Annotated in this window: 8 protein-coding genes; 4 read left to right on the top strand and 4 right to left on the bottom strand. The window is 36.6% G+C overall.

What is annotated here, in order from left to right; all coding sequences use genetic code 11:
* Positions 1-223: 223 nt before the first annotated feature.
* Both FZ952_RS09855 and FZ952_RS09850 read right to left on the bottom strand, forming a co-directional pair.
* Complete coding sequence (locus tag FZ952_RS09855; protein ID WP_148881544.1) at positions 224-2,800, bottom strand: YfhO family protein; 2,577 nt, start codon at positions 2,798-2,800, stop codon at positions 224-226.
* Positions 2,801-2,875: 75 nt separating this feature from the next.
* Positions 2,876-4,498, bottom strand: coding sequence for an ATP-binding cassette domain-containing protein (locus FZ952_RS09850; protein ID WP_148881543.1), 1,623 nt, complete (start codon positions 4,496-4,498; stop codon positions 2,876-2,878).
* A 239-nt stretch (positions 4,499-4,737) separates the two neighbouring features.
* On the opposite strand from FZ952_RS09850, the gene trpS reads away from it, so the two are divergent.
* Positions 4,738-5,763, top strand: a complete 1,026-nt coding sequence (gene trpS, locus FZ952_RS09845) for a tryptophan--tRNA ligase (RefSeq protein WP_148881545.1) — start codon at positions 4,738-4,740, stop codon at positions 5,761-5,763.
* A 166-nt stretch (positions 5,764-5,929) separates the two neighbouring features.
* Positions 5,930-7,411, top strand: coding sequence for an IMP dehydrogenase (gene guaB / locus FZ952_RS09840; RefSeq protein ID WP_062201644.1), 1,482 nt, complete (start codon positions 5,930-5,932; stop codon positions 7,409-7,411).
* Positions 7,412-7,541: 130 nt separating this feature from the next.
* On the opposite strand, the gene recF is transcribed toward guaB, so the two are convergent.
* Positions 7,542-8,633 (bottom strand): DNA replication/repair protein RecF, encoded by a 1,092-nt coding sequence (gene recF / locus FZ952_RS09835; protein WP_148881542.1) that lies wholly within the window; start codon positions 8,631-8,633, stop codon positions 7,542-7,544.
* A 3-nt stretch (positions 8,634-8,636) separates the two neighbouring features.
* Complete coding sequence (yaaA, locus tag FZ952_RS09830; protein ID WP_062201648.1) at positions 8,637-9,026, bottom strand: S4 domain-containing protein YaaA; 390 nt, start codon at positions 9,024-9,026, stop codon at positions 8,637-8,639.
* Positions 9,027-9,210: 184 nt separating this feature from the next.
* On the opposite strand from yaaA, the gene yfmF reads away from it, so the two are divergent.
* Together yfmF and yfmH are read left to right on the top strand one after the other, a co-directional pair.
* A complete protein-coding gene (gene yfmF / locus FZ952_RS09825; protein ID WP_316246207.1) occupies positions 9,211-10,458 on the top strand; it encodes an EF-P 5-aminopentanol modification-associated protein YfmF in 1,248 nt (415 codons plus the stop codon).
* The gene (gene yfmH, locus FZ952_RS09820; protein ID WP_148881540.1) at positions 10,458-11,753 is read left to right on the top strand and encodes an EF-P 5-aminopentanol modification-associated protein YfmH; all 1,296 of its coding nucleotides are present in this window, start codon (positions 10,458-10,460) and stop codon (positions 11,751-11,753) included. The genes yfmF and yfmH overlap by 1 nt, the downstream gene beginning before the upstream one ends.
* Positions 11,754-11,786 lie beyond the last annotated feature (33 nt).

Genomic DNA, 11,786 nt, shown 5'->3' with positions numbered 1-11,786 from the left:
TGTTGGTTTTGTGTACACTTTTTACACTAAACTTTAGCTCAAAAAAAGACAATTTCCTTCGTTTGACATATGGAACTCAAACTATTTTTCATCAAATACCTTGATATACTTGACAAATGGTAGAAAAGGATTTAGTCCTGTCCAATACAGAACTAAATCCTTTACTTAAATTATTTGTCTAACTTTTTTTGGGAATTACAAGTTTATTCTCGCTTTTTTAGTATTATGATTTTTTCCTGATGCGTTGATAGAGAAGAAAGAGTAAAATACCTGACAGGGAAGCTATACAACCTTCTTTCAAGCCGCGAGGTATAAAGGTTAGTGTAGCTTGTCCTTTTCCTTTTGGAACATCAATTTTCATAAAACCATTTTGAGCTTGCTGTAAGTTAACTGGTTTGCCGTTTAACTGAGCTGTCCATCCTTTATCATATGGAATGGTAAAAAATAAAGAAGTATCTTTATTAGCCTGATAATGAGCTGAAACAGTATTCAAATTATTTTTTACAGTAACAGGTTGTGCTTTTAAGTTCTCAAAAACCTTTTTATATTGTTCAATATTGACAGAAAAGAATTCCGGACTATTAAAAGAAACAGTAGAATTTTGTGGAAAAGTGAATCGTACAGAGATGGTTTGAGCCTGATTGAAGTAGCCAATATTAAAAAAAGGAAAAACATTATTTGTTGAGTAACGGGTTGTCACGTTGTTTACTGTAATGTCAACATCTGTTTGTTCGTCATTTGAAAATTGGATATCTGGAAGATTGACATAAACTTGACTATTAGAAGACACCTCGATTGAGTAATCAACACTAGCATATGTTGCATCATTATTTTTATCAATAGTAACAGAAATTTTATTATCTTTAATTTCTAGATTTTCATTTTTGGGTATTGCTGATAATCTCTGATAATATTTAAAATCAAATCCTGACAATTGATTTAAAAAAGTTGTCTGATTATCAAGTGTCAAATTTGTAAACTTGACATTCTTGTAAACATCATTTGTCAAGAAAGCTAACCCCAAAGCATACTTATTTTCATAGAGGGTCATTGAATTTTCAGTATTCTCAGCAGAAAAACCAAATTTCTGTGGGGATGTCTCTGACAAATTGTACTTTACAGCAAAGAGACTATCCATTAAAATACTATTATTTTGATAACGAAGATTGAGATTTGTTCCCGCTGATTTAAAACCTAATTTATCTAGAGTCGAACTAGCCTGTGTATTTCTGACAGACGAAAATTGAGAAATTCCGTTGTAGTTGAATTTCATGCTGTCATTTCCCGTTTGAGGATCAAGTCTCTCTGTTCGAAAGAAATCCTTACTTTTTTCCTTGCTATATTTGACCAACTTGTCAATCTCATTCATTTTTTTTGAATAGGATGAACGACTAGCGAATACCCATTCCTTAGCAATTCCATTAACTTGATAATAGGAATTTAGAGAAAGCTCAAAAGTAACAAAAAATAGTAAAGATAGAGTAAACATACTTTGCCGAATATGAGAACGAGTAAAAGCGAAAGTTATCAAGAGATAAGATAAGAAAAATTCTAAGGTTAAAATATAGTTTTCTGGACCAAGAAAATCATAATGTTGACTGTAGAATAGTGTAGCTAGAAAACCTGAAAAAATAATAATAAAGCCAACAAGTGCTTGTTTCCATTTAATTTCATCTAAACGATTGAGAGTTTCTGCAGCCATCAAAATGATAAAAAGCGAAAAGAGCCAAGAATAACGATGAAGAAACATATTGGGAGCATGCATTCCTTGCCAAAGCAAGTCTAAATACTGTAGTCGGAAACTTGCTATAAAAATGACAATTAGAAAAAGATAGGAAAGTTTCACGTGAAACTTGATACTTTTTAAAGTGAAAAATATGATACTCAAAATGAGGGGAAAAATTCCAACGTAAATCATAGGAATAGATCCATACTTTGTTGTATCAAAACTTCCTATAAAATTCTTCGCAAAAATATCCAAATACCAACTTTTTTCAGTGAGCAAGCTTTCAACCTTTGTCAATTTTTCGCCATGTGAACTTAGATCTAAATAGGTTGGCAAAATCATAATCAGACTAGTGAGGCCTGACAATACTGAAACAATACAAAAATCAGGGACAGACTTAAGCCTTGCCTTGAAGTTCCAGGAAAGCTGTACTAGATACCAAAGTACTAAAAATAAGGCCATCATGTAACCAAAATAATAGTTTTGGATAAAGAGAATTGACAAGCTTGTAAAGTATAAAACTCTCCCTTGTCCATTCATCAACTTGTGTAAACCTAATATAATGAGAGGGACTAAAATAAATACATCTAACCAAGTTTTAATTTCTAGTTGACTGACTGAGAAACTCATCAAGGCAAATGAAGTTGACAGAATCAAAATCAGTGTATCTGGAATCTTTTTAAAGATCCCTTTGATACTAATGAATGTTGTCAATCCTATCAAGCCAAATTTAATAAGTGTAAACAAGTAGACTGCATCTGGCATTGATTTTAAATCAAAAAAGTAAAGGAAGGGTGAAAGAAAACTTCCTAGATAATAGCTAGATAAAGCATAAAAATTTTGTCCTAATCCACTTGAAAATGTGTAAAAAAGACTATCCGTTCCATGAAGGATATTCCTCAATGTCGTATCAAAAACGACATACTGATGGAAGCCGTCTCCAAGTAAAGGTGAAGTATCGCTTCCCCAGTAAATTCCTTGACTCATATAAACAAAACACATGATGAGAAAAGGTAAGATGAAGGAAGCAAAATAAAGCCAATTTTTCTTTAAAAAATATATGATTTTTTCCATGTTTCTTATAGAGAAAGAGGCCGAAACGTTGTTTCATGCCCCTGTAAACTTATGTCAACTAAAGTTGACAACTTATTAATCTTTCCAAAGTTCTTTAACTTTTGCTTGAACTTCTTGATTTTCCAAAAATTCGTCATAGGTTTCGTCAATGCGGTCAATAACACCGTTTTTTGATAAAACAATGATATGATTAGCCAATGTTTGAATAAATTCGTGGTCATGGCTGGCGAAAATAATAGATTCTTTGAAATTTTTGAGGCCATCATTGAGACTGGAAATAGATTCTAGGTCCAAGTGGTTTGTTGGATCGTCTAAAATCAAAACATTTGACTTGAGAAGCATGAGCTTAGATAGCATGACGCGAACTTTTTCTCCACCTGACAAGACGTTGACAGACTTGTTAACTTCATCGCCAGAGAAAAGCATCCGACCCAAGAAACCTCGAAGGAAGGTGTTATCATCTTCTTCCTTACTAGCAAATTGACGGAGCCAATCAAGAATAGATTCACCACCCGCAAAGTCACGAGAATTATCTTTTGGCAAATAAGAACGACTGGTTGTAACGCCCCACTTGACAGTTCCTTCATAGTCGATATCTCCAATCAAGGCACGAATCAAGGCAGTTGTCTGGATATCATTTTGTCCAATCAAAGCTGTCTTATCGCCAGGACGTAGGATAAAGCTGATATTGTCAAGGATGGTCTCGCCGTCAATCTTGACAGAAAGATTTTCTACTGTCAAGAGATCGTTTCCAATTTCACGCTCCGCTTTAAAGCTGATAAATGGATATTTCCGGCTTGACGGAACAATTTCTTCCAATTCAATCTTATCCAACATCTTTTTACGAGAGGTTGCCTGTTTGGACTTGGAAGCATTGGCTGAGAAGCGAGCAACAAACTCTTGCAATTGCTTAATTTTTTCTTCCGCCTTAGCATTTCGGTCAGCGAGCAACTTAGCTGCCAATTCACTTGATTCTTTCCAGAAATCATAATTTCCGACATAAAGTTTGATCTTACCAAAATCAAGGTCGGCCATATGGGTACAAACTTTATTTAAAAAGTGCCGGTCATGAGATACAACGATAACTGTATTTTCAAAATCAATCAGGAAATCTTCTAGCCAAGTAATTGATTGAATGTCCAAACCATTCGTAGGCTCATCCAAAAGCAATACATCTGGTTTGCCAAAAAGAGCCTTAGCAAGAAGGACCTTAACCTTGTCACCATTAGCCAATTCACTCATATTTTGGTAATGCAAGTCTTCTGGAATGTTGAGGTTTTGCAGCAATTGGGATGCTTCACTTTCAGCTTCCCAGCCACCTAACTCAGCAAATTCACCTTCTAGCTCAGCCGCTCGAACCCCATCCTCATCAGAAAAGTCAGGCTTCATATAAATAGCATCTTTTTCTTTCATGATGCTGTAAAGGTGTTCATTTCCCATAATCACAACATCAATAGCTCGCTCTTCCTCATAGTCAAAATGATTTTGACGCAAGACAGAAAGCCGCTCATCTGGACCTAAAGAAATATGGCCTGTTGTTGGCTCAATATCCCCAGCTAAAATTTTCAAGAAAGTAGACTTACCCGCACCATTTGCCCCAATCAGGCCATAGGTGTTTCCTTCTGTAAATTTAATATTTACGTCATCAAATAATTTTCTATCACTGAAACGTAGTGATACATCAGATACTGTAAGCAATGATTTTCTCCTATATATATAATCTCTTTCATTTTACTAGAAAATTCTTCTTTTTTCAAATTATTATGAGATAAAATATAATATTTGAAAGTGAAAGTTATAATAATTCTGTAAAATTATTGTAAACCTATTGTCAATTAGTTATTCTTTTAAATGAGAACTTTGATTTTTCTCCTATCTTCTTCCGCATTTTCTTTGAAAATGATATAATGAAAAAAATACAAATTGAGGAGCAGCAAATGACAAAACCGATTATTTTAACTGGAGACCGTCCAACTGGAAAATTACATATTGGTCATTATGTAGGAAGTTTACGCAATCGCGTTCTTTTACAGGATCAAGGCAAGTATGATATGTTTGTTTTTCTGGCGGATCAACAAGCTCTGACAGACCACGCGAAAGATCCACAAACGATTGTAGAATCCATTGGAAATGTAGCCTTGGATTATCTGGCAGCTGGATTAGATCCTAAAAAAGTGACCATTTTTATCCAGAGTCAGATTCCAGAGTTGGCAGAGCTGTCAATGTACTATATGAATTTGGTGTCTTTAGCTCGTTTAGAGCGCAATCCAACTGTCAAGACAGAAATTGCTCAGAAAGGATTTGGTGAAAGTATTCCAACTGGATTTTTGGTTTATCCTATCTCTCAAGCTGCCGATATTACAGCCTTTAAGGCCAATTATGTACCTGTGGGAAATGATCAAAAACCAATGATTGAGCAGACACGAGAAATTGTTCGTTCCTTCAATCATGCTTATGATTGTGATGTTTTAGTTGAGCCAGAAGGCATCTATCCAGAAAATGAAGCGGCTGGCCGTCTGCCAGGGCTTGATGGCAATGCTAAAATGTCCAAATCATTGAACAATGGAATTTATCTAGCTGATGACGTGGATACACTCAAGAAAAAGGTCATGAGTATGTATACAGATCCTGATCATATCAAAGTTGAAGATCCAGGAAAAATTGAAGGCAATATGGTTTTCCACTATCTGGATGTTTTTGGTCGGCCAGAAGATGCTGCTGAAATTGCAGCTATGAAAGAGCATTACCAACGTGGTGGACTGGGGGATGTCAAAACTAAACGCTATCTCTTAGATATTTTAGAGCGGGAATTAGGGCCAATCAGAGAGCGTCGTCTTGAGTTTGCGAAAGATATGGGGCAAGTCTATGATATGCTGAAAGAAGGCAGTGATCGTGCTCGTCAGGTAGCTAGCCAAACTCTTTCAGAAGTCAAGGATGCAATGGGAATTAATTACTTTAAATAACGAACAATAAAGTCTTCATTCTATCAAAACCATCGTCTTTTATTTAAAAAAGACATGGTTTTTAAATTTTGTGCAATAATGATTGACAAATGTCTATAGAATGGTATGATATTAACAATAAAAAAACGAGCACGGCTCAATTTTATATGAAAAGAGGAAACTGTGGATGTCTAACTGGGACACTAAATTTTTGAAAAAAGGTTTTACCTTTGATGACGTATTGCTTATTCCAGCTGAAAGTCACGTGTTGCCAAATGATGCTGATTTAAGTACAAAACTTGCTGAGAATTTAAAATTAAATATCCCAATTATTACTGCGGCTATGGATACAGTTACCGAAAGTCAAATGGCGATTGCTATTGCCCGAGCCGGCGGTTTAGGTGTCATCCACAAAAATATGTCTATTGCACATCAGGCTGATGAAGTACGCAAGGTAAAACGTTCTGAAAACGGTGTTATTATTGACCCATTCTTTTTGACTCCTAACCATACGATTGCTGAAGCAGATGAATTGATGGGACGCTACCGCATCAGTGGTGTGCCAGTTGTTGAAACGATGGAAAATCGTAAATTAGTTGGTATTTTGACTAACCGCGATTTGCGTTTTATTTCAGACTATACTCAACCAATTTCTAATCACATGACTAGTGAAAATCTAGTCACAGCTCCAGTTGGAACTGATTTGAGAACAGCTGAAAGAATTTTGCAGGAACACCGGATTGAAAAACTGCCTCTGATAGATGAAAATGGTTGTTTATCTGGTCTGATTACCATCAAGGATATTGAAAAGGTTATTGAATTTCCAAATGCTGCCAAAGATGAATTTGGTCGTCTACTGGTAGCAGGTGCTGTTGGCGTTACTTCTGATACTTTTGAACGTGCAGAAGCTCTATTTGAGGCTGGTGCAGATGCCATTGTTATTGATACAGCTCACGGTCATTCAGCTGGTGTGTTGCGTAAAATTGCCGAAATTCGCGCTCATTTCCCTGACCGTACTTTGATTGCTGGTAATATTGCAACTGGCGAAGGAGCACGCGCACTTTACGACGCTGGTGTTGATGTGGTTAAGGTCGGAATCGGACCAGGTTCTATCTGTACAACTCGTGTCATTGCCGGTGTCGGTGTACCACAAGTCACAGCAATCTACGATGCAGCTGCAGTTGCGCGTGAGTATGGAAAAACAATCATTGCTGATGGAGGAATCAAGTACTCAGGTGATATCGTCAAGGCTCTTGCTGCAGGTGGAAATGCAGTTATGCTTGGATCCATGTTTGCTGGAACAGACGAAGCCCCAGGCGAAACAGAAATCTTCCAAGGTCGTAAATTTAAAACCTATCGTGGTATGGGATCTATTGCTGCTATGAAGAAAGGTTCTAGTGATCGATATTTCCAAGGTTCTGTCAATGAAGCCAATAAGTTGGTTCCAGAAGGAATTGAAGGTCGTGTGGCTTATAAGGGAGCTGCTGCAGATATTGTCTTCCAGATGCTCGGTGGTATCCGTTCTGGAATGGGCTATGTTGGCGCTGCGAATCTGCAAGAACTTCATGATAATGCCCAGTTTATTGAGATGAGTGGTGCTGGATTAAAGGAAAGCCACCCTCATGATGTGCAAATTACGAATGAAGCTCCAAACTATTCAGTACAATAAAGTTATAAAGAAGAACAGCCTTGTCAATCAGTGACAAGGCTGTTTAAGTCGCTGAGACTATGATTTATGATGTTTTACAAAGTTGTAAACAAAATTTACAGATGGTTGTCTACTCTGTCAATGATGAATTTTATGCTTTTTCAACCACCCCTTGCCTTATATAAAAGACTTTAATATCTCTTGGTAGGTTTTGAAGGTGGTCTAAGCTGGTAGTTGTAATGAAAGTTTGAATATTTTGAGAAATTGTTTCTAGTAATTTCAATTGACGCATGTTGTCAAGTTCACTCATAACATCGTCAAGAAGTAGTATAGGTGTTTCTTTTGTAAGACTTTCGATTAGTTTAATTTCAGCTAATTTGAGAGATAGGACAACACTACGATGCTGACCTTGGCTGCCAAAGCTAGCATCCATTTCATTTATGAAAAAGCTGATATCATCACGATGGGGGCCAACTCCTGTATTTTTTTTGAAAAGGTCACGTTTCCGACTTGTTAATAAGGAATTTCGGAAGGAATTTTCCAACTCGTCAAGAGAAGGAAACAGAACAGATGACAGATACTTGATCGTCAATCTCTCTTTTTTTTGGGAGATATCGCTATGGCTTTCCTGAGCAAATTCTTCCAGCTTTTTAATAAAGTCCAAGCGGTGTTGCATAACACGACAGCCAAAATCAACCAACTGTTCATCCAAAACAGAGAGAAAAGTTTCATCTATCTTATCATTAGCTTTGAGATAGGCATTTCGTTGTTTGAGTACATGATTGTAGCTGGATAAGTCCGCAAGGTAGATGGGTTTGATTTGACCGAGCTCAATGTCAATAAATTTTCGGCGTAAAGCAGGTGCACCTTTAATGAGTTGTAAATCTTCTGGAGCAAACAAGACAACGTTGACAGCACCTATATAATCTGATAATTTCGCTTGTTTTAAATGATTTATCTTAGTTATCCTACCTTTTGGTGTCAATTCGATGTCAAGTGGAATTTTACCTGCTTGTCTTTCAACTATTCCTGAAACAAGCAGTTTTTTTTCTTGGAAATGAATCAAATCCTTATCTGTTCGGGTTCGGTGACTGCGAGTGAGAGCTAAAAAATAAATGGCTTCAAGGATATTGGTTTTCCCCTGCGCATTTTGCCCTAGAAAAATATTAAGGCTAGGATGAAAATCAATCTCTGTAGCCTGGTAATTACGAAAATTTTTGATTTTCAGCGTTTTTAACCACATGGCTTAGGTTCCTGGAAAACGAACAGCTGATTTTTTACCTGTCTGTTCGGACTTTCTTGTCTTTTGTTCTTTTTTAGCTGGTTTTGATTTTTTAAAATCCTTATTCATCGCTTTAACCAAGTCCGCCACTCTTTTTTTCTCTGCTTGTTCTTCTTGATGTTCAAGGATTTCCTCTTGACTTGGTGCAAGCAGAACAATCTCTAGTTGCTGAGCTGGAAGAGAGATGACATCGTCAATTCTAAGCTTTTTACCTCGTCTATTTTCCAACTCCCCGTTAAAAAAGACCTGATTATCTGCTAAAAAGGACTTAATTGCTCCGCCACTCTGGATGATACCGACTTCTTTTAAAAGAGCCTGTAGGGTAATGTATTCGTCAAATAATTTGTATTCCATAGTTCACCTCAATCCTTGTCATTATATCATAATTCAAGCAGAAAGAGTGCCGAGATAGTTTAATTTAATGCCAAGTTTAAAAAAATATAAAACATTTTAATCATTAAAAAGCTAGTCGTGACAAAGCATTAAAAAGTATTTCGTGTTATAATAGAAGTCTATATTATTCGGTATGAGGGGCGTAATGGAAATCACAAAAGGAGTACATCTTCATTTTATTCAGTCAGAAAAATTCAAAACAAATAAAATAAAAGTGCGATTTTCAGCTCCTATGTTTGAAAAAACAATAGCTGGACGGGTTCTTACTGCTAGTATGTTGGAGACTTCAAATGCTCTTTACCCAACATCGCAATCTTTTCGAGAAAAATTGGCTAACATATATGGAGCCAATTTTTCGACAAGTCTTTCACGACGGGGGTTGGTGCATTACTTGGATATTAATCTTTCTTTTGTACGGGATCAATTTCTGAGTCGGAAAAATGTTTTGACAGATGAAATGCTAGAATTTTTGAAAGCCAGTCTATTTTCTCCTCTGTCAAATGGAGATGCTTTTGACGCTAAAACCTTTGAAATTGAAAAGAAAAATGTTTTAACAGACTTAGAGGCTGAAATTGAAAATCATTTTTACCATGCTCATAGGAAGCTGAACGATTTGTTCTATGATTTATCAGAAATGCGGATTCCCCGTGTGGGAACCGTGGAGTTGGTAGAAAAAGAAACAGCTGAAAGTAGTTTTTCTACTTTTCAAAAAATGCTGAAAGAAGATCAGATAGATTTTTTCTTCATCGGTAACTTTAATGAAATTGCTGTCCGAGATAAAATCCAAGATTTTCATTTTGCTGAAAGAGAACAGCCTTTAGAACTCATGTACCAGCAGAACTATTCAAATGTGACTCGGGAAAATCTAGAGCAGAGAGAGGTTCATCAATCAATTATTGAGTTGGCTTACCATTTTTCTGCTCAATATGGGGATAGCGAACACCTGCCTCTTATTGTTTTGAATGGGTTACTGGGTGGATTTGCCCACTCTAAACTTTTTGTTAACGTTCGTGAAAAGGAGAGTCTGGCCTACACGATTTCTAGTAATTTTGATATTTTTTCTGGTTTGATGCGAATCTATGCCGGAATTGACAGAGCAAATCGGACAAAAACCATCGCTTTAATCAATCGGCAAATCTTGGATTTGAAGCGGGGGAATTTTACAGATGACGAGCTTGAGCAAACAAAAAAAATGCTGAAAAATTCCATACTTCTGGCGCAAGATCGGCAAAACACCTTGATTGAACGTGCTTACATGTCTGCTGTTCTAGGGAAAAAATTTCTGTCACTAGAAGCTTGGCTGGAATCATTAGAAAATGTTCGTAAAAACGAGGTTATCAAAGCAGCCCAGCAGTTAAAATTACAGGCGATTTACTTTATGGAAGGGAAATAATGCAGAATCTAGGTCTAGGAAAAATCAATTACGTAGCAGTGGGAGAAAGCGTCTATCGGGCGGAGCTAGCAAATGGACTGCAGGTTTACTTACTCCCTAAAAATGATTTTAATGAAACCTATGGCATCATTTCAATCAATTTTGGATCTGTGGATACTAAAGTTGTTTCACGTGAAACAAAGCAAGTCCATCACTACCCAGCAGGAATCGCTCATTTTCTGGAACATAAATTATTTGAGGGAAAAAATGGGGAAGATTTGCTGCAGGAATTTACTAAATTCGGGGCAGAGAGCAACGCTTTTACAAGCTTTACACGGACGAGCTATCTGTTTTCTACGACAAACTGTGTAGCAGAAAATCTGAAGCTGTTGCAGGAACTCGTTCATCAAGCTAATTTCTCGGAGGCATCTGTTCAGCGTGAGCAAGGAATTATCCAACAAGAAATCGAAATGTACCAAGATGATCCAGATTATCGACTTTTCTTTGGTGCTTTGAGCAATCTCTACCCTCAAACTCCACTAGCAGAAGATATTGCCGGAACGACAGAGTCAATCATGGATATTACTGTGGAAAATCTAACAGAGAACTTTGAGCTTTTCTACCGTCCGTCCAACATGACTTTATTTGTCATTGGAAATTTTGATTTGGAATCCACTTTTGAAGATATCGTCAAGACACAAGAGACTTTATATCCTCAATCATTAATTGCAGCAATTGAAAAAGAGCCTATCAGGTTACAGCCAGTAATTCCAACAGCTACTAGTCGGATGGAGGTTGCCAGTCCTAAGTTGGCTATTGGCATTCGTGGAAAAGATGCGATAAAGGATACAGCGCTTTATCGGTACAAAATTTCTCTAAAATTACTTTTTGCCATGATGTTTGGTTGGACTTCTAAACGTTTCCAGACTTTGTATGAAAATGGAAAGATTGACAATTCTCTTACTCTTGAAGTAGAGGTGGAAAAAGATTTCCATTTTGTCATGCTGACCATGGATACTCAGGAACCAGTCGGCCTTTCTCACCAATTCCGCACGGCAATTAGAAAATTTGCTCAAGATTCAGATGTTACAGAGGAGCATTTGGATACGATTAAAAGTGAAATGTTTGGAGATTTTCTGCATGGTCTGAATTCTCTTGAATATATGGCAACTCAGTATGAGCCACATCTAAGAGGTGAAAATATTTTTGATTTACCTAAAATTTTACAGGATATCACTTTAAATGATGTGTTAAAAGTCGGACATCGTTTTATTGACCATTGTGATATGACAGATTTTACTATTTTTCCAAAATAATTCTAAAGTTTATTTCAAAATTTTGTTAGAATA

This window comes from Streptococcus sp. Marseille-P7376, assembly GCF_902460385.1.
Lineage (GTDB): Bacteria > Bacillota > Bacilli > Lactobacillales > Streptococcaceae > Streptococcus > Streptococcus sinensis.
This window is presented reverse-complemented; position numbering and strand designations above follow the sequence as displayed.

Coding starts and splice junctions, on each gene's coding strand:
- FZ952_RS09855 (WP_148881544.1), bottom strand. CDS start 2,800: ATGGAAAAAATCATATATTTTTTAAAGAAAAATTGGCTTTATTTTGCT.
- trpS (WP_148881545.1), top strand. CDS start 4,738: ATGACAAAACCGATTATTTTAACTGGAGACCGTCCAACTGGAAAATTA.
- guaB (WP_062201644.1), top strand. CDS start 5,930: ATGTCTAACTGGGACACTAAATTTTTGAAAAAAGGTTTTACCTTTGAT.
- recF (WP_148881542.1), bottom strand. CDS start 8,633: ATGTGGTTAAAAACGCTGAAAATCAAAAATTTTCGTAATTACCAGGCT.
- yaaA (WP_062201648.1), bottom strand. CDS start 9,026: ATGGAATACAAATTATTTGACGAATACATTACCCTACAGGCTCTTTTA.
- yfmF (WP_316246207.1), top strand. CDS start 9,211: ATGGAAATCACAAAAGGAGTACATCTTCATTTTATTCAGTCAGAAAAA.
- yfmH (WP_148881540.1), top strand. CDS start 10,458: ATGCAGAATCTAGGTCTAGGAAAAATCAATTACGTAGCAGTGGGAGAA.